The sequence below is a fragment of the Streptomyces sp. SCPE 10 genome, assembly GCF_051980735.1.
GTDB classification, from domain to species: Bacteria; Actinomycetota; Actinomycetes; order Streptomycetales; family Streptomycetaceae; genus Streptomyces; species Streptomyces misionensis.
In genome coordinates this window covers 3113958-3131873 of sequence record NZ_CP197069.1, presented here as the reverse complement: position 1 = coordinate 3131873, position 17916 = coordinate 3113958, and the positions used below count along the sequence as shown (strand labels likewise).

The following is a 17916-nucleotide window of genomic DNA, read 5'->3' as shown; positions in this document are numbered from 1 at the left end:
TGCCCCCCGGGGCGGCACTACAGTGGGTCGGAACAACCGGAACAACCGGAACGCAAGGCAAGCGACAGCAACCAGCAGGGAGCGCGTGACGTGCGGCCAGTCGGCAGCAAGTACCTGCTTGAGGAGCCGCTCGGACGCGGCGCCACAGGCACCGTCTGGCGTGCCCGCCAGCGCGAGACCGCGGGCGAGGAGGCGGCCGTACCCGGCCAGCCGGGCGAAACGGTCGCCATCAAGGTCCTGAAGGAGGAGCTGGCGAGCGACCCGGACATCGTGATGCGCTTCCTGCGCGAGCGCTCCGTCCTGCTCCGGCTCACCCACCCCAACATCGTCCGGGTCCGCGACCTGGTGGTGGAGGGCGAGCTGCTGGCGCTGGTCATGGACCTCGTCGACGGCCCCGACCTGCACCGCTACCTGCGCGAGAACGGCCCCCTGACACCGGTCGCCGCCGCCCTGCTGACCGCGCAGATCGCCGACGCGCTCGCCGCGAGCCACGCCGACGGCGTCGTGCACCGCGATCTCAAGCCCGCCAACGTGCTGCTCAAGCAGCAGGACGGCGAGATGCACCCGATGCTGACCGACTTCGGCATCGCCCGCCTCGCCGACTCCCCGGGCCTGACCCGCACCCAGGAGTTCGTCGGCACGCCCGCGTACGTCGCGCCGGAGTCCGCCGAGGGCCGCCCGCAGACCTCCGCCGTGGACGTCTACGGCGCCGGCATCCTGCTGTACGAGCTGGTCACCGGCCGCCCGCCGTTCTCCGGCGGCACCGCCCTCGAGGTGCTGCACCAGCACCTGAGCGCCGAGCCGCGCCGCCCCTCCACCGTCCCGGACCCGCTGTGGACGGTGATCGAGCGCTGCCTGCGCAAGAACCCCGCGGAGCGGCCCAGCGCCGAGAACCTGGCGCGCGGCCTGCGGGTCGTCGCCGCGGGCGTCGGGGTGCACGCGAACGCCGCCGCGATCGCCGCGGCCGAGGGCGTCGGCGCGCTGCTCGCCCCCGACCCGGCCCCGACCGCCGTACCGGGCGAGCCCGGCGTGCCGGGGGCCGCCGACCCCACGCAGGTGCTGCCGACGAACGCGCCCCAGGGCGCGTACGACCCGAACGGCGCCACCAGCGTCCTGCCGCACACCGCGGGACCCGCGGGCGCCGCCGACCCCACCGCCGTCCTCCCGCACACCGGTGCCGCCGACCCGACGACCGTGCTGCCGAGCACCGGGCCGGGTCAGCCGGGGCAGCAGGGGCCGGGGCCCGAGCAGCCGCACCCCTGGCAGAACCAGCTGCGCGCCGCCCGCGACCGCAACGAGCAGACGCAGGTCCAGTACCTCTCCCCGGAGGACGACCCGCTGCACCACCGGCCGCATCGGCAGGCCGCCCGTCCCCAGCAGCCGCCGCGCCAGGCCCCGCAGCCCCGGCCGCAGCAGCCGCAGCCGCGCGGCCGGCAGCAGCAGGGGCAGGGGTACCAGCAGGGCTACGGCTACGCCCCGCAGCAGCAGCCCCGGCAGCACGCCCCGCAGCCCCAGCAGTACGCGCCGCCGGAGCCGCAGCGGCCCGCGCGCGAGCCCCGGCCGCCACGGCAGCGCAGCGCCAACCCGATGAAGATCCCCGGGCTCGGCTGCCTCAAGGGCTGTCTGTTCACGATCGTCATCCTGGTCGTGGCGAGCTGGCTGATCTGGGAGCTGACCCCGCTGCACACCTGGGTCGGCCAGGGGCGCGGCTACTGGCACGAGGTGACGCACTGGGCGGGCCAGGTGAGCGGCTGGATCAAGGACCTGGGCGGCAACTGAACCGGCGGCGCGCCCGCAACCCACCCGTGAGGTAGGGGATTTGTCGACATCTGGCGGGTGATTTCCGTCGCCGCGGTGAACGTTGGCTCGCCGGACGCGTAGTTTTAACGACAACACGCGTCTGTAGGAGCAGTCTTGGCACGGAAGATCGGCAGCCGGTACACCGCGAACCAGATCCTGGGGCGGGGCAGCGCCGGCACGGTGTGGCTGGGCGAGGGACCCGAGGGCCCCGTCGCCATCAAGCTGCTGCGGGAGGACCTCTCCTCCGACCAGGAGCTCGTCGGGCGCTTCGTGCAGGAGCGCACCGCCCTGCTCGGACTGGAGCACCCGCACATCGTCACCGTGCGCGACCTGGTGGTCGACGGCAACGACCTGGCCCTCGTGATGGACCTGGTGCGCGGCACCGATCTGCGCACCCGCCTGGAACGGGAGCGGCGGCTCGCCCCCGAGGCGGCCGTGGCGATCGTCGCCGACGTGGCGGACGCGCTGGCCGCCGCCCACAAGGCGGGGGTCGTGCACCGGGACGTCAAGCCGGAGAACGTACTGCTCGACATGCAGGGCCCGCTCGGCCCCGGCGGTGCCCACCCGGCGCTGCTCACCGACTTCGGCGTGGCCAAGCTGATCGACGCTCCCCGCCGGACCCGCGCGACGAAGATCATCGGCACGCCGGACTACCTGGCTCCCGAGATCGTCGAGGGCCTGCCGCCGCGGGCCTCCGTGGACATCTACGCGCTGGCCACCGTCCTGTACGAGCTGCTGGCCGGCTTCACCCCCTTCGGCGGCGGCCACCCCGGCGCGGTCCTGCGCCGCCATGTCACCGAGACGGTCGTGCCCCTCCCCGGCATCCCCGAGGAGCTGTGGCAGCTGATCGTGCAGTGCCTCGCCAAGGCGCCCGCGTCCCGGCTGCGCGCCTCGGAGCTGGCGGCGCGGCTGCGCGAGCAGCTGCCCACGCTGGCCGGGCTGCCGCCGCTGGACGTGGACGAGCCGGAGCCGGCCGAGCCGCCCGCCGAGGCGGAACCGGCCTCCGCGCCCCCCGAGCGGGCCGAGTCGGTGCGCCGCCGGGGCGCGGTCTCCCTCGTGCCGGGCGCCCGCCCCGACTCCAACCGCGACACCCACACCTCGATGCGCGTCCCGGCCCCGGACGAGCTGGCCGGCGGCGCCCACGGCACGGCCCGCGCCCCCCGCACGCCCGGCGCCCCACGCCCCGGCTCGGCCCGGCACCGCGCCGCGGTACGCCGCCGCCGGATCACCCTGGGCGTGGCCGGGGCGGCGGTCGCGGCGATCGTCGCCGTCGGCGGCTGGTGGGCCTCCGGCTCGGACGACCAACCACCCCAGGACACGCACAGCACGTCGACGCCGTGACTCGCCGTGAGGGCGGCGGAACGGCTTCGCCACTCGGCGGAACGGCTTCGCCTCCCCTCCGACCGCGACGGCTCGCCCCCGGTGGCGGCGGCCGTGCCCGCCGACGCGGCCACGGCCGTCCGGCCGGGGCGCCGGCCACGCACCGACGACCACACGGGCCGGGGGCCGCGGGGAACCGCCTGAGCGGCCACGACGCGCCCGCACCCGCCGGAGCGCCGCCGGCCCGGCCCGCTGCCCGGTGACGGCGGCCCCCCGAGGCCGGAGCAGGTCGCTTGCCACAGCCGTTACGCTGGTTGCGTGGCAGTCGTCGATGTTTCCGAAGAGCTGAAGTCCCTCTCCTCGACCATGGAGTCGATCGAGGCCGTCCTGGACCTCGACAAGATGAGGGCAGATATCGCCGTGCTTGAGGAGCAGGCGGCGGCGCCGTCCCTGTGGGACAACCCGGACGAGGCGCAGAAGATCACCAGCAAGCTCTCCCACCTCCAGGCCGAGGTCAGGAAGGCGGAGGCGCTGCGCGGCCGCATCGACGACCTCGCGGTCCTCTTCGAGATGGCCGAGGAGGAGGACGACCCGGACACCCGCGCCGAGGCCGAGTCCGAACTCACCGCGGTGCGCAAGGCGCTGGACGAGATGGAGGTCCGCACCCTCCTGTCCGGCGAGTACGACGCCCGTGAGGCCCTGGTCAACATCCGCGCCGAGGCCGGTGGCGTCGACGCCGCCGACTTCGCCGAGAAGCTCCAGCGCATGTACCTGCGCTGGGCCGAGCAGCGCGGCTACAAGACGGAGATCTACGAGACGTCGTACGCCGAAGAGGCCGGCATCAAGTCGACCACCTTCGCCGTCCAGGCGCCCTACGCCTACGGCACCCTCTCCGTCGAGCAGGGCACCCACCGCCTCGTGCGCATCTCGCCCTTCGACAACCAGGGCCGCCGCCAGACCTCCTTCGCGGGCGTCGAGGTGCTCCCCGTCGTCGAGCAGTCCGACCACGTCGAGATCGACGAGTCCGAGCTGCGCATCGACGTCTACCGCTCCTCCGGCCCCGGCGGCCAGGGCGTCAACACGACCGACTCCGCGGTCCGCATCACGCACCTCCCCACGGGCATCGTCGTCTCCTGTCAGAACGAGCGCTCGCAGATCCAGAACCGGGCCACCGCGATGAACGTCCTCCAGGCCAAGCTGCTGGAGCGCCGCCGCCAGGAGGAGCAGGCCAAGATGGACGCCCTCAAGGGCGACGGCGGCAACTCCTGGGGCAACCAGATGCGTTCGTACGTGCTGCACCCCTACCAGATGGTCAAGGACCTGCGCACCGACCACGAAGTGGGCAACCCCGAGGCCGTGTTCAACGGTGAGATCGACGGTTTCCTGGAGGCCGGCATTCGCTGGCGCAAGCAGCAGGAGAAGTAACTTTGTCGACATGACAACTGCCGCCCGAGAGGCGGCAGTTGTCGTTTCGCCCCAGTTTTACGACACACTCACAGCTTCCAATTCCCCTTGAAAAACCCTTATCGGACAATGCGCTCGCAACGCCCTTGACGTTGCTTTGAAAAACCGAAAAGGTGACTGTGGCATGCGTGTCTCTGGGGCGCATGTGAACCGGGGGGACCGAATCACTCGACTTCGATTCGGACATCGTCAGCTGCCTCCGTCGATCACGGCCGGCCCCACGCGCTGCCTCATTGACGAATCGCTACTGGGGGTAGCAAGTACATGACTAGGAAGACGCGGATCCGGATCGCCCGGGTCGCCGCGGGTGCCGTGGTCGCGGCCGGTGCCTCGCTGTGTGTCGCGGGTGTCGCCTCGGCCGACCCCGGTCCCATTTGTGACATCATCGTCACCCCTGACTGCCCGGACCCCGGCACGGGCGACCCCGGCACCGGTGACCCGGGCACGGGCGACCCCGGTACGGGCGACCCGGGCACGGGTGACCCCGGCACCGGCATCCCCGGTGACCCGGGCACGGGCGACCCCGGCACCGGTGACCCGGGTACGGGTGACCCGGGCACGGGCGACCCCGGTACCGGTGACCCGGGCACGGGTGACCCCGGTACGGGTGACCCCGGCACCGGCGACCCCGGCACCGGCGACCCGGGCAACGGCAACCCGGGTGACCCGGGCAACGGCAACGGCGGCGGTCACGGCAACGGTGGCGGCCACGGCAACGGCGGCACCGGCAACGGCGGCGGCTCCCACCACGGTGGCGGCACCGGCGGCAGCGGCAACGGCGGCGGTCACGGCACCGGCGGCAGCGGCTCCGGCACCGGCGGCAACAACGACACCCCGCAGGGCGGCGGCAACGACAACGTCTCCCAGGAGGCGGGTTCCTCGGCCCTCACCGACACCGGCTCGGACTCCCCGAAGCCGCAGGGCGGCGGCAGCGGCAAGCAGCTCGCCGAGACGGGTGCCGGCCAGACCACCTTCCTGGTGATCGGCGCCGCGACGATGATCGCCGGCGGCATCGGCTTCCGCGTCCTGCCGCGCCTGGCGGGCCGGGGCGGCGCGGCCGCCTGATCGCGGCCACGGCGTGACGACACGCGTACGGCGGTCACCGACCGTACGCATGTCGCACACGGCAAGGGCCCGGAGCGTCACGCTCCGGGCCCTGACGGCTTTCCGGGGGCCTTCGCCGGCCCCTGGCTACGGTTGCCCGTCCGTGCTCACGCGGTCTGGTGCGCCAGCAGCACCAGCGCGGCGACCAGCACCGCCAGCAGCGCGATCAACGCCATCGGGTTGACCCCGCCGAGGAAGCCCTCCTGCTGAAGACGCTCGCGGTTGGCGCGGCACACCGGGCACCGGCCCTCGCTCACGGGCGCCGCACAGTTCGCGCACACCAACCGGTCGTACGTCATGCGCTCGCCCTCCTTGCACCGGCCCTATCGCTTCGTACAACGCTCACGGGAACCCGAACGTTCCCCTCCCACTGTGCCAGTTTCCGCCGGGGCGTGCGCGAGGCCCCCGTCAACGCGGTCCATACAAAGGGCGGTGCAAAAGCGTACAAGTCTTGCCCAACCTCAGCCTGCGCCTGCGCTTGCGCACCCGGTTCGCGTATGGTCACGCTCATCTACCCCCGGCGACCCGTGGTGCATCCGTGATCCGATTCGACAACGTCTCCAAGGTCTACCCCAAGCAGACCCGTCCCGCACTCAGGGATGTCTCCCTGGAAGTGGAGAAGGGCGAGTTCGTCTTCCTCGTGGGGTCCTCCGGCTCCGGAAAGTCCACCTTCCTGCGGCTGATCCTCCGCGAGGAGCGGTGCAGCCACGGACAGGTGCACGTGCTGGGCAAGGACCTCGCGCGGCTGTCCAACTGGAAGGTGCCGCAGATGCGCCGCCAGCTGGGAACCGTCTTCCAGGACTTCCGCCTGCTGCCCAACAAGACGGTCGCGGAGAACGTGGCCTTCGCGCAGGAGGTGATCGGCAAGTCCCGTGGCGAGATCCGCAAGTCCGTGCCCCAGGTGCTCGACCTCGTCGGCCTCGGCGGCAAGGAGGACCGGATGCCCGGCGAGCTGTCCGGCGGTGAGCAGCAGCGCGTGGCCATCGCGCGCGCGTTCGTCAACCGGCCCAAGCTGCTGATCGCCGACGAGCCCACCGGCAACCTCGACCCGCAGACCTCCGTCGGCATCATGAAACTGCTCGACCGGATCAACCGGACGGGCACCACCGTCATCATGGCGACGCACGACCAGAACATCGTGGACCAGATGCGCAAGCGCGTCATCGAGCTGGAGAAGGGACGTCTCGTGCGCGACCAGACCCGCGGCGTCTACGGCTACCAGCACTGACCCGCCGCCCCAGTTCGTCCACGGAAAGGCACAACCCGACGCCATGCGCCCCCAGTTCGTCCTGTCGGAGATCGGTGTCGGTCTCCGCCGCAACCTCACGATGACCTTCGCCGTCATCGTCTCCGTCGCCCTGTCGCTGGCGCTCTTCGGCGGCTCCCTGCTGATGAGCGACCAGGTGAGCACCATGAAGGGCTACTGGTACGACAAGGTCAACGTCTCGATCTTCCTGTGCAACAAGCACGACGCCGAACAGGACGTGCACTGCGCCAAGGGCGCGGTCACCGAGGACCAGAAGAAGCAGATCCTCTCCGACCTGCACAAGATGCCCATCGTCGAGAAGGTGGCGTACGAGTCCCAGGACGAGGCGTACAAGCACTACAAGGAGCAGTTCGGCAACTCGCCGCTGGCCGGCTCCCTCACGCCGGACCAGATGCAGGAGTCGTACCGGATCAAGCTCAAGGACCCGCAGAAGTACCAGGTGATCGCGACCGCGTTCAACGGGCGCGACGGCGTGCAGTCGGTGCAGGACCAGAAGGGCATCCTGGACAACCTCTTCCAGCTGCTGAACCTGATGAACCGGGGCGCGCTCGGCGTGATGGCGCTGATGCTGTTCGTGGCGCTGCTGCTGATCGTCAACACGGTGCGCGTGTCGGCGTTCAGCCGACGGCGTGAGACCGGCATCATGCGCCTGGTCGGCGCCTCGGGCTTCTACATCCAGGCGCCGTTCATCGCCGAGGCCGCCGTCGCCGGGCTCATCGGTGGCGGTCTGGCCTGCGTCTTCCTGGTGGTCGGCCGGTACTTCACCATCGACCACGGCATGGACCTGTCCCACAAGCTCACGCTCATCAACTTCGTCGGCTGGGACGCCGTGTTGACCAAGCTGCCGCTGATCCTCGCCACCAGCGTGCTGATGCCCGCCCTGGCGGCGTTCTTCGCGTTGCGCAAGTACCTGAAGGTGTGACGCAAACCAAAACGGCGGACGGGGCAACGGGCCGTGACGAGCGGCCCGTTGTCCTAGACTCACCGCCATGTCCGGCCGCGACCCACTCTGTCCGACCTTTCGAGCCCGCCAAGGGGCCGCGCTGACCTTGGTCTTCGCCGGAGTACTCGTCGCCGGGGCGGTCACCGGGGCCTTCCCGGACCCCGACCACACGGCGCGCCGCACCACCGCCCAACCCGTGGGCGCCGCGCTCCACGAGGACGTACGGGAGGCCGCCGCACGCGCCATGGCCGACGGCACCTCCCCGATGGAGGCCGCCGAACGGGCCGTCAGCCGCAGCGGGGACCGCTGGGGCGCCGTCTACTCCGAGGGCGAGTACCAGGAGTTCCAGGACTCCCTCGACGGCCGCTACACCGGCGTCGGCCTCTCGGCGGCGCGCGAGCAGGACGGCCGGATCGAGGTGACCGGCGTCCAGCCCGGCTCGCCCGCCGCCGCGGCCGGCATCCGCACCGGCGACCGGCTGCGCAGCGTCGACGGCGCCAGGGCCGACGGCCTGCCGGTCACCGAGGTGGTCTCCCTGCTGCGCGGCGACGCCGACGACGCGCCCGCCGGTACCACCGTCACCCTCGGCCTCCAGCGCGGCGGCCGCACCTGGACCGAGACCCTGCGCCGGGCCACGCTGTCCACCGACTCCGTGACCGTGACCCGCCCGTTCGGCCGGGTCACCGTGATCCGGGTCGCCGCCTTCACCCGGGGCACGGGCGCCGAGGTCCGCGAGGCACTGCGCGCCGCCCCGGCCGGCGACGGGATCGCCCTGGACCTGCGCGGCAACTCCGGCGGCCTGGTCACCGAGGCCGTGGCCACCGCCTCCGCCTTCCTCGACGGCGGCCTGGTGGCCACCTACGACGTCGACGGCGCCCAGCGCGCCCTGCACGCCGCGCCCGGCGGGGACACCGCCCGGCCGCTGGTCGTCCTGGTCGACGGCGGCACCATGAGCGCGGCCGAACTGCTCACCGGCGCCCTCCAGGACCGGGGGCGCGCGGTCGTGATCGGCTCCCGCACCTTCGGCAAGGGCTCCGTCCAGATGCCGACGAACCTGCCCGACGGCTCGGTGGCCGAGCTGACCGTGGGCCACTACCGCACCCCGTCGGGACACGCGGTCGACGGCCGGGGCATCACACCGGACCTGGAGGCCGGGGACGGCGTCCTGCGGCGCGCCGAGACGGTTCTCGCCGGCCTGGGCGACGCCGATTAAAGGCTGGCCGCCAGGCCCCCGCGTAGTGCGAAAATGGACGGCACTATGAGCAAGGGAATGTACGTACCCAAGGAGTCCCAGCCCAAGCAGGGCGGCGGGGCGGGCAAGGCCCGGGACGGCGAGAAGGGCGGCAAGCGCAAGATCGTCGCCCAGAACAAGAAGGCCCGGCACGACTACGCGATCATCGACACCTACGAGGCCGGGCTCGTGCTCACCGGCACCGAGGTCAAGTCGCTGCGCGAGGGCCGGACCTCGCTGACCGACGGCTTCGTCCAGATCGACCGGGGCGAGGCATGGCTGCACAACGCCCACATCCCCGAGTACCACCAGGGCAGCTGGACCAACCACTCCGCGCGCCGCAAGCGCAAGCTGCTGCTGCACCGCGAGGAGATCGACAAGCTGGAGTCCAGGGCCCAGGAGACGGGTCACACCATCGTGCCGCTCGCCGTGTACTTCCGGGACGGCCGTGCGAAGGCCGAGATCGCGCTCGCCCGGGGCAAGAAGGAGTACGACAAGCGGCAGGCTCTGCGGGAGAAGCAGGACCGACGCGAGTCGGACCGCGCCATCGCGGCGGCGAAGCGGAGGCAGCGCGGCGTGTAGCCCCGCGGAATACGCTGGCATCGACCTGCGTTGTTCCCGTACGATGGAAGCAGCATCGGGCGCGAGTCCGGTGCGTACCTTGAAAAAACAACATGGGGATGATCGGTTTCGACAGCGGTTGTCGAAGCAGGGGAAGCGTGTCGAGGAAGCGGCCATGATCTCGTAAACCACAGGCCGAAAAAAATAATCGCCAACACCAAGCGCGATTCCTTCGCCCTCGCTGCCTAAGTAGCGACTCGCGAAGTGTCAGCCCGGGGCTGTTCCCGACCCGGATCCTGGCATCAGCTAGGGAACTAAACCTTGATCCCGGTCACGGGGTGAAGAGGGAAATCAAACAGTGACTGGGCCCGTCGGCGACTTGTTCGCGTGATCGCCGGGGCCGAGAAAAGCACAGCGAACTGCACACGGAGAAGCCCTGATTCCGCACCGTTGGACGCGGGTTCGATTCCCGCCATCTCCACCAACCCCTCCGGGGGTACCCCATGTGGGCCAAGGCCCCGCCGCTTCGAGCGGCGGGGCCTTCGTCATGCGCGCCCGCCGCGGGGCGCGTGGCGGGCCGGCGGTCCCTGCCGGTTCCGTTCGTACACCGTCACCCGCCGGCCGCGCGCCCGTCGGTCCGCCACCACCGTGAAGTACCGCGCCAGCACGGCGCTCTTCGCCCGGTCCCGCGGCGTCGGCCGGCCGGCCGACGCCGCGTCGGTGACCAGCAGGATCCGCCGCTGCGCCAGCATCGCCGACCGTATGCGCTCCGCAGCCGCCTCCTCGCCGCTCAGCGTGCCGGACGCCACGGGGTCCCTGGCCAGCGCGATGTCCCGGAGGCCGGCGAAGTCGTCGGGACAGACCAGCGCGGAATCACGCCGGGCGACCGGGATGAACAGCACCGCGTCGCCGGTCTGCTTCAGCCGCCGTACCTCCCCGGTCACCGCCCGGACGTCGTCCACCCGGCTGTCCCAGCTCCGGGTGGCCAGCGACTGCGGCAGCAGGGCCGCCATCGCCGTCGCGAGCGCCACCGGCACGAGCCACGGCGCCGCCCGGGGGAACCGGGGCGCGGCCGCCCGCACCGCCGCGTCAAGCGCCGCGCCGATCAGCAGGGCCAGCCCCAGCATGCTGAACAGCACATAGCGGTCCAGCAGCAGCGGCTGGACCAGGGAGAGGCCGACGAGCCCGAACTGGGGCACCGCCAGCAGCGGCAGCCCCACGGCCGCCACCGGGAGACGGCCCGCCGCCGGCCGCCCCGCCAGGGCCGCGAGCGCGCCGATCGCCACGAGGACGACGGGGCCGATCACCATGTGCCAGGTCGTCGGCGGTATCCAGGCCACCTGGGCGGACTGGGTGCGGCTGACCAGGATCAGGGGCAGCGCACCGGCCACCGCCACGGCCGAGGCGGCCGCCCACCGGGTCACCGTCCCGCGCCCGGCCCCCGCCCACAGCACCGTCAGCAGATGCGCGGGCAGGATCAGCAGCGACAGCCAGTTCAGCAGCGCGGTCACCATCACCACGCCCCCGTACGCCGGCCAGCGCCGTCCGCCGTCCTGGAGCGCGCCGACCAGCAGCAGGGTGGAGATCGCGGCCCCCGCGGCCACCAGCGCGTAGGGGCGGCCCTCCTGGAGGTGGAACTGCACGGCGGGCAGCAGTCCGAACGCCGTCCCGCCCCCGATGCCCGCCCAGCGCCCGGCCAGCCGCTTGCCCATGGCCGCGACACAGGCCGCCGCCACCGCCATGGCCAGGACCGACGGCAGCCGCAGCGTCGTGGTGCCGGCGCCGAAGCAGCCGAACAGGCCGTGCATCAACAGGTAGTACAGCCCGTGCACGGCATCGATGTGCCCCAGCATGTGCCATATCCCGGGGACGGACCGCCGGGCCACCTGCCAGGTCGCGGCCTCGTCCCGCCACACGCTGCGCTGCCGGGACAGCCCCCACAGCCCGAGCGCGAGGGTCCACGGCACCGGGACCAGCCATACGGGGACGCGGACGGCGTGCGGGCGGCGGTTCATGGGCGGCGCGGTTCCTCGGGGGCGGCGAACGGCTGTCGGGGACCGGCCGGGAGACAGGTCCGGCCCACCGGTCGACTGCTGCCGGACCGGGGGCCGTTCACTAGGACCGTGAACAGACGCTCCCGGTTGGTTCCCCGCCGCGACCGGCCTGCGCCGGCCCCCGCGTCCGGGTCGGCTACCGCAGCCGGGCCGAGGCGAGGTGCACCGTGAAGCCGCAGGGCACGGTGCCCTCGGGGGTCGTCAGGTCCGCCACGTCGGCGAAGAAGTCCTCCCGAAGCCGCGCGACGGCCGCCGCGTCGAGCGGCCCCAGCTCGTAGAACCCGGAGAGGGAGTCCCAGACCCGTGCCACGGGCCCGCCGAGATCGATGGGCACGCTCCGCCATCGCACGGGACCGAACCCCACGGGCCGCAGGACCTCGTCCAGGCCCGCACGGCTGCGGGTGCGCCGGTCCCCGAGGGACGGAACGCGCGAGGAGGCGGGCGCTTCGTCGACCGCGCGCCTCAGCAGCCGCCCGAACCGCTCGAACGCCTCCCCGCCGACGGGCCCGCCGCCGACCGCACAGGCCAGCAGTCCGCCCGGGGCGAGCACCCGCGCGATCTCCGCGGCCACCTGGTCGATCTCGTTCATCAGCATCAGCATCAGCGCGAGGTGCGACACACAGGCGTCGAACCCGCCGTCCGCGAACGGCAGTTCCTGCGCCCGCCCGACGGCCAGCCGCGCCCCGGCCGGCGCGGGCCGGCGTCGCGCGGCCGCCAGCGACTCCGGCGACAGATCCACCCCGGCGAGCAGCCGGCCCTCGTCACGGGCCAGCAGTTCGAGCAACAGCCCGTCCCCGCACCCGAGATCCAGCACGCGCCGGTACCCGGCGACCTCGTCGCACAGGAGCTGGTAACTGGACCTCCCGTCGGGCGCCCGCCCGGACCCGAGGGCCTCGGCGGTCACGGCGGGACGCTCCGTGTGGAAGGCGCGGAGGAAGTCCTCCGGCGCGGCGCTCTTCGTCATTCGCCCAACGTAGGACGCCCCGGCGCGGGCAGCACAACTGCCGTGGTGGCGAAAGACGTTCGCCGCCCGCGTCCGGCGTGGGGGGTTCCGGGGACCGCGTTGGACGGGCACTGTGGGAGGAGGGCGATGAGACCTCCCCGTATGCCTAGGCGGTGACAGGCACATGGCGCTGCGGTTCGATGCCGGACGGGTTTGTCTGGATCTTCTGGCCACCGGCCACCCCCGCGAACAGCTGGTTTCGGTCGGTGCGCTGTGCGCGTGGATACAGGGGGCGGGGATCGTCCCGGCCGGGACCGCGCTGGAGCACGCCGACGCCTCCTGGCTCGGGCAGTTCCGGGAAGTGCGCGGCCACGTCCAGCAGTTGGTGCGGTCCGGCGGCGGGGACACCGCGGCCTACCGGCGGGCCCTCGTCCGGGTCAACGAGCTGGCCGCGGCCGCGCCCCCCGCCCCCCGCGCGGTGCGCCGCCAAGGTGGGGATCTCGTAAGAGAACTGGCCGCGCCCCCCGGGCCTGCCGCGCTGCTCGCCCTCCTCGCCCGGGACGCCGTGGAGCTGATCACCGACCCGGTCGCGCGGGCCGCCGTGCGGGAGTGCGCGGGGGACAACTGCACGCTGGTCTATCTGGACACCTCCCGGGGCAGGCGCCGCCGCTGGTGCTCCAGCGAGGTCTGCGGCAACCGGGAGCGGGTCGCCCGGCACCGGCGGCGGGCCACCCTGGCCGCCCGTGCCTGAGCCGCCCGCGCCCCGCCGCGCGATCTTCGCCCTCCGATGGCGGACGCCGTGGGGCGCCGTAGCCTACCGGCCCCCCTTCGCGTACGGTTGACGGCTGCCCAGCACGTCAGAAGGGGGCCCGGTGGCCGCTCAGGTTCAGCATTCCGCGGTCGGCTCGGTACAGGACGCACCCGATTCCGCCCGTGACCGAGAGATCAGCGTCGAACAGGCACACCTGGACCGGGTGTACCGGCGGCTCGAGGAGAAGATCCACGAGGCCGAGTTCCTGATGAACGACGCGGCCAAGCGCGGCCAGGTCGGCACCCCCGGCGCGCTCGCCGAGCGGGACGCGCAGGTCTTCCGCGCCGGCATCCACCTCAACCGGCTCAACAACGAGTTCGAGGACTTCCTGTTCGGGCGGATCGACCTGCTGCTCGGGAAGGACGGCAAGAAGGGGCCCGACGGGGCCTACACGGCGGTGGAGCCGGCCGAGGGGGCCGTGCGCGAGGACAACACCGCCGACATCGCCGAGACCCTGCACATCGGGCGGATCGGCGTGCTGGACGCCGAGTACGCGCCCCTCGTCATCGACTGGCGGGCGCCCGCCGCCGCGCCCTTCTACCGGGCCACCCCCGTGGAGCCCGGACGGGTGGTGCGCCGGCGTGTCATCCGGTCCAAGGGGCGCCGGGTGCTCGGCGTCGAGGACGACCTGATGCGGCCCGAGCTGACCGCCCGCCTCGACGGCCGGGAGCTGGCCGTCATCGGCGACGGCGCCCTGATGGCCGCCCTCGGCCAGGCCCGCGGCCACACCATGCGGGACATCGTCTCCTCGATCCAGGCCGAGCAGGACCTCGTGATCCGCGCTCCCGCCGCCTCCATCACCTACGTCGAGGGCGGCCCCGGCACCGGGAAGACCGCCGTCGCGCTGCACCGCGCCGCCTACCTGCTGTACCAGGACCGGCGGCGGTACGCCGGGGGCATCCTGATCGTCTCGCCGACCCCGCTGCTCGTCGCCTACACGGAGGGCGTGCTGCCCTCGCTCGGCGAGGAGGGGCAGGTCGCGATCCGGGCGATCGGTTCGCTGGTCGACGGCGCGGAGGCGACGCTGTACGACTCCCCGTCCGTGGCCCGCGCCAAGGGGTCCCACCGGATGCTGAAGGTGCTGCGCAAGGCCGCCCGGGGCGCCCTGGAGCTGGGTCCGGCCACGCCCGCGGGGCCCGAGGACGACGACACCGAGGGGCCGCGCGCGCCCGACGGCACCCCGGGCCGCCTGCGGGTCGTCGCCTTCGGGCGCCGGCTCGAACTGGAGGCCGAGGAGCTGGACCGGATCCGCCGTACCGCCCTCGGCGGCACCGCGCCCGTCAACCTGCTGCGTCCGCGCGCCCGCAAGCTGCTGCTGGACGCGCTGTGGGAGAAGTCCGGGGCTGGCGCCCGGCACACCGACCCGGAGCTGGCCGCCGAGCTGCGGTCCTCGTTCGACGAGGACATCACCACCGAGGACGCCTTCATCGGCTTCCTCGACGCCTGGTGGCCGGAGCTGACCCCGGCGCGGGTGCTCGACGCGATGGCCGACGAGAAGCGGCTGGGCCGCTGGGCGCGCCGGATCCTCAACCCGGGGGAGGTGCGCAAGGTGGCCCGCTCGCTGAAGCGGGACGGCCACTCGGTGCACGACATCGCGCTGCTGGACGAGTTGCAGTCGATCCTCGGCGCCCCGGCGCGGCCCCGCAAGAAGCGCGAGCTCGACCCGCTGGACCAGCTCACCGGCCTGGAGGAGCTGATGCCGGTGCGCGAGGAGAGCCAGCGGGAGCGGGCCGAGCGGCTGGCGCAGGAGCGCACCGAGTACGCGCACGTGATCGTGGACGAGGCGCAGGACCTCACGCCGATGCAGTGGCGGATGATCGGCCGGCGTGGCCGGCACGCCACCTGGACGGTGGTCGGGGACCCGGCGCAGTCGTCCTGGTCCGACCCGGACGAGGCGGCCGAGGCCCGCGACGAGGCCCTGGGCAGCCGCCCCCGGCGCCGCTTCCGGCTGACGGTGAACTACCGGAACCCAGCGGAGATCGCCGAGCTGGCCGCCCGGGTGCTCGCGCTCGCCATGCCCGGCTCCGAGTCGCCCACGGCCGTGCGGTCCACCGGTGTCGAGCCGCGCTTCACCGTCGTACGGGAGTCCCTGGAGGCCACCGTGCGGGCCGAGGCCGAGCGGCTGCTCGGGCTGGTGGACGGCACCGTCGGCGTGGTCGTCGCGATGAACCGGCGCGAGGAGGCCAGACGCTGGCTGGCCGGGCTCGGCGACCGGGTGGTGGCGCTCGGCAGCCTGGAGGCCAAGGGCCTGGAGTACGACGCCACGGTGGTCGTCTCGCCCGCGGAGATCGCGGACGAGTCCCCGGCCGGGCTGCGCGTGCTCTACGTGGCGCTGACGCGGGCCACCCAGCAGCTCACGGTGGTCTCCGGGGACCGGGACGAACCGGACGCGGACGGGGTGCCGGACCTGCTGCGGGACTGATTTTCCTGTGAACTGCCCGCAGGGGGAATGGCAGTCGGCATCCGTTTGTTAGCCTGGGTACGGCACCGGCTCGATCCAAGCCCCCGGGCCCAACCTTAGTCCCTTCGAGGGACCACTTGCCGCGAGGCGAGCATGGCGGGCCGGTGTCCTGAACGTGGAGGCCCACGTCACGGAAGTGACGTGGGCCTCTTTTCGTTGTCTCGTTCTCGACGCCGCCCGCGCCACGGAAGCGGGGCGTCCCCCTTCCCATGCCCGACAGTTTCTCGTATGGTGGAAACCGTTTTCCGAAAGTATGCGGTCCTTCGGGAATCGCACGTGAACAAAACGTCCGTAACCAAGGGCGACTACCACGTACTCAGCGGTAGGTGCGACGATCGGACGGCACAACTCGCGACACGGTGAAAGCAGAGGAAGTCGGCCATGGCAACGGCGCCCAGCGTCTCCTACTCGATGACCATCCGGCTGGAGGTGCCCGCGAGCGGAACCGCCGTCTCGCAGCTCACCAACGCCGTGGAGTCCTCCGGAGGCTCGGTGACCGGCCTCGACGTCACCGCGTCCGGCCACGAGAAGCTCCGTATCGACGTCACCATCGCGGCCACTTCCACGGCCCACGCCGAGGAGATCGTCGAGAAGCTGCGCGGCATCGAGGGCGTCACCCTCGGCAAGGTCTCCGACCGTACGTTCCTGATGCACCTCGGCGGCAAGATCGAGATGCAGTCCAAGCACCCCATCCGCAACCGTGACGACCTCTCCATGGTCTACACGCCGGGTGTGGCCCGCGTCTGCATGGCCATCGCCGAGAACCCCGAGGACGCCCGCCGCCTCACCATCAAGCGCAACTCCGTTGCGGTCGTGACGGACGGCTCCGCCGTGCTCGGCCTCGGCAACATCGGCCCCAAGGCCGCGCTGCCCGTCATGGAGGGCAAGGCCGCCCTCTTCAAGCGCTTCGCCGGCATCGACGCCTGGCCGCTGTGCCTGGACACCCAGGACACCGACGCCATCGTGGAGATCGTCAAGGCGATCGCCCCCGGCTTCGCCGGCATCAACCTGGAGGACATCTCCGCGCCGCGCTGCTTCGAGATCGAGGCCCGGCTGCGCGAGGCCCTGGACATCCCCGTCTTCCACGACGACCAGCACGGCACCGCCATCGTGGTGCTCGCCTCCCTCACCAACGCGCTGCGCGTCACCGACAAGGCGATCGAGAACATCCGGGTCGTCATGTCCGGCGCCGGCGCCGCCGGTACGGCCATCCTCAAGCTGCTGCTCGCGGCGGGCCTCAAGAACGCCGTCGTCGCCGACATCCACGGCGTGGTGCACGCCGGCCGCGCGGACCTGGTGGACGCCCCGGCCGACTCCCCGCTGCGCTGGATCGCCGACAACACCAACCCGGAGGGCCTCACCGGCACCCTGAAGGAGGCCGTGCGCGGCGCGGACGTCTTCATCGGCGTCTCCGCCCCGAACGTCCTGGACGGCGACGACGTGGCCGCCATGGCGGACGGAGCGATCGTGTTCGCGCTCGCGAACCCGGACCCGGAGGTCGACCCGGCGATCGCCCGCCAGACGGCCGCCGTGGTGGCCACCGGCCGCTCCGACTTCCCCAACCAGATCAACAACGTGCTGGTCTTCCCGGGTGTCTTCCGTGGCCTGCTGGACGCGCAGTCCCGTACCGTCAACACTGAGATGATGCTCGCCGCCGCGAAGGCACTCGCCGACGTGGTCAGCGAGGACGAGCTGAACCCGAACTACATCATTCCGAGCGTCTTCAACGACAGGGTCGCGGGCGCCGTCGCGGGCGCGGTGCGCGAGGCCGCCAAGGCGGTCGGCGCGACCGCCTGACCAGGACGCGTCGTACGGGGCCGGGGCTGTGAGGATCACCACGGCGGCCCCCCGCCCCGGCGCGTCGCGGGACCACCTGGTACCGGGCGCCCTCTAGGGTGGCGCCGATCGGGCCCTTTTCGTGTGACTCCCCAGGGTGTTCTCACGACTCCTACGGGTG

At 72.5% G+C, this 17916-nt stretch carries 14 protein-coding genes and 1 other RNA gene; 12 read left to right on the top strand and 3 right to left on the bottom strand.

Features of this window, described 5'->3' with window-relative positions; genetic code table 11:
* The first annotated feature begins 90 nt into the window (after window positions 1–90).
* The 4 genes from ACSP97_RS14680 to ACSP97_RS14665 all read left to right on the top strand — a co-directional run bounded on the left by ACSP97_RS14680 (window position 91) and on the right by ACSP97_RS14665 (window position 5649).
* On the top strand, window positions 91–1779 hold the full coding sequence (locus tag ACSP97_RS14680) for a serine/threonine-protein kinase (RefSeq protein WP_440557845.1): 1689 nt from the start codon (window positions 91–93) through the stop codon (window positions 1777–1779).
* A gap of 135 nt (window positions 1780–1914) precedes the next feature.
* Window positions 1915–3141 (top strand): serine/threonine-protein kinase, encoded by a 1227-nt coding sequence (locus ACSP97_RS14675; RefSeq protein WP_355153544.1) that lies wholly within the window; start codon window positions 1915–1917, stop codon window positions 3139–3141.
* Between the two features lie 297 nt (window positions 3142–3438).
* The gene (gene prfB, locus ACSP97_RS14670; RefSeq protein ID WP_070022692.1) at window positions 3439–4545 is read left to right on the top strand and encodes a peptide chain release factor 2; all 1107 of its coding nucleotides are present in this window, start codon (window positions 3439–3441) and stop codon (window positions 4543–4545) included.
* Window positions 4546–4848: 303 nt separating this feature from the next.
* Window positions 4849–5649, top strand: coding sequence for a hypothetical protein (locus ACSP97_RS14665; RefSeq protein WP_440557843.1), 801 nt, complete (start codon window positions 4849–4851; stop codon window positions 5647–5649).
* 146 nt (window positions 5650–5795) lie between these two features.
* Here ACSP97_RS14665 and ACSP97_RS14660 read toward each other — a convergent pair whose 3' ends face one another.
* Window positions 5796–5987 (bottom strand): hypothetical protein, encoded by a 192-nt coding sequence (locus ACSP97_RS14660; protein WP_070022694.1) that lies wholly within the window; start codon window positions 5985–5987, stop codon window positions 5796–5798.
* 239 nt (window positions 5988–6226) lie between these two features.
* Here ACSP97_RS14660 and ftsE point away from each other — a divergent pair, with 239 nt between their 5' ends.
* From ftsE to ssrA, 5 genes are all read left to right on the top strand, one after another.
* Window positions 6227–6916, top strand: coding sequence for a cell division ATP-binding protein FtsE (gene ftsE / locus ACSP97_RS14655; RefSeq protein ID WP_070022695.1), 690 nt, complete (start codon window positions 6227–6229; stop codon window positions 6914–6916).
* A 43-nt stretch (window positions 6917–6959) separates the two neighbouring features.
* On the top strand, window positions 6960–7877 hold the full coding sequence (gene ftsX, locus ACSP97_RS14650) for a permease-like cell division protein FtsX (RefSeq protein WP_355153539.1): 918 nt from the start codon (window positions 6960–6962) through the stop codon (window positions 7875–7877).
* Between the two features lie 67 nt (window positions 7878–7944).
* Window positions 7945–9111, top strand: coding sequence for a S41 family peptidase (locus ACSP97_RS14645; RefSeq protein ID WP_355153537.1), 1167 nt, complete (start codon window positions 7945–7947; stop codon window positions 9109–9111).
* Between the two features lie 57 nt (window positions 9112–9168).
* On the top strand, window positions 9169–9711 hold the full coding sequence (gene smpB / locus ACSP97_RS14640) for an SsrA-binding protein SmpB (RefSeq protein WP_440558433.1): 543 nt from the start codon (window positions 9169–9171) through the stop codon (window positions 9709–9711).
* 94 nt (window positions 9712–9805) lie between these two features.
* Window positions 9806–10174, top strand: a transfer-messenger RNA (tmRNA) gene (ssrA, locus tag ACSP97_RS14635).
* 61 nt (window positions 10175–10235) lie between these two features.
* Here the strand turns inward: ssrA and ACSP97_RS14630 are convergent.
* Window positions 10236–11705, bottom strand: a complete 1470-nt coding sequence (locus ACSP97_RS14630; RefSeq protein WP_440557840.1) for a glycosyltransferase family 39 protein — start codon at window positions 11703–11705, stop codon at window positions 10236–10238.
* Between the two features lie 175 nt (window positions 11706–11880).
* Window positions 11881–12708 carry a class I SAM-dependent methyltransferase gene (locus ACSP97_RS14625; protein ID WP_440557839.1) on the bottom strand — a complete coding sequence of 276 codons (828 nt, stop codon included), beginning with the start codon at window positions 12706–12708 and terminating at the stop codon, window positions 11881–11883.
* 163 nt (window positions 12709–12871) lie between these two features.
* Between ACSP97_RS14625 and ACSP97_RS14620 the strand changes: the two genes are divergently transcribed.
* From ACSP97_RS14620 to ACSP97_RS14610, 3 genes are all read left to right on the top strand, one after another.
* Window positions 12872–13438 (top strand): CGNR zinc finger domain-containing protein, encoded by a 567-nt coding sequence (locus ACSP97_RS14620; protein ID WP_355153531.1) that lies wholly within the window; start codon window positions 12872–12874, stop codon window positions 13436–13438.
* A 121-nt stretch (window positions 13439–13559) separates the two neighbouring features.
* On the top strand, window positions 13560–15920 hold the full coding sequence (locus tag ACSP97_RS14615) for a HelD family protein (protein WP_440557837.1): 2361 nt from the start codon (window positions 13560–13562) through the stop codon (window positions 15918–15920).
* Window positions 15921–16340: 420 nt separating this feature from the next.
* Window positions 16341–17756, top strand: coding sequence for an NAD-dependent malic enzyme (locus ACSP97_RS14610; RefSeq protein WP_355153527.1), 1416 nt, complete (start codon window positions 16341–16343; stop codon window positions 17754–17756).
* Window positions 17757–17916: the final 160 nt, after the last annotated feature.

What these genes read in the sequence shown, in the direction of transcription:
- ACSP97_RS14630 (WP_440557840.1), bottom strand. Translation starts at nt 11,705, where the DNA reads ATGAACCGCCGCCCGCACGCCGTCCGCGTCCCCGTATGGCTGGTCCCG.
- ACSP97_RS14665 (WP_440557843.1), top strand. Translation starts at nt 4,849, where the DNA reads ATGACTAGGAAGACGCGGATCCGGATCGCCCGGGTCGCCGCGGGTGCC.
- ACSP97_RS14610 (WP_355153527.1), top strand. Translation starts at nt 16,341, where the DNA reads ATGGCAACGGCGCCCAGCGTCTCCTACTCGATGACCATCCGGCTGGAG.
- ACSP97_RS14645 (WP_355153537.1), top strand. Translation starts at nt 7,945, where the DNA reads ATGTCCGGCCGCGACCCACTCTGTCCGACCTTTCGAGCCCGCCAAGGG.
- ACSP97_RS14660 (WP_070022694.1), bottom strand. Translation starts at nt 5,987, where the DNA reads ATGACGTACGACCGGTTGGTGTGCGCGAACTGTGCGGCGCCCGTGAGC.
- smpB (WP_440558433.1), top strand. Translation starts at nt 9,169, where the DNA reads ATGTACGTACCCAAGGAGTCCCAGCCCAAGCAGGGCGGCGGGGCGGGC.
- ACSP97_RS14625 (WP_440557839.1), bottom strand. Translation starts at nt 12,708, where the DNA reads ATGACGAAGAGCGCCGCGCCGGAGGACTTCCTCCGCGCCTTCCACACG.
- ACSP97_RS14620 (WP_355153531.1), top strand. Translation starts at nt 12,872, where the DNA reads ATGGCGCTGCGGTTCGATGCCGGACGGGTTTGTCTGGATCTTCTGGCC.
- ftsX (WP_355153539.1), top strand. Translation starts at nt 6,960, where the DNA reads ATGCGCCCCCAGTTCGTCCTGTCGGAGATCGGTGTCGGTCTCCGCCGC.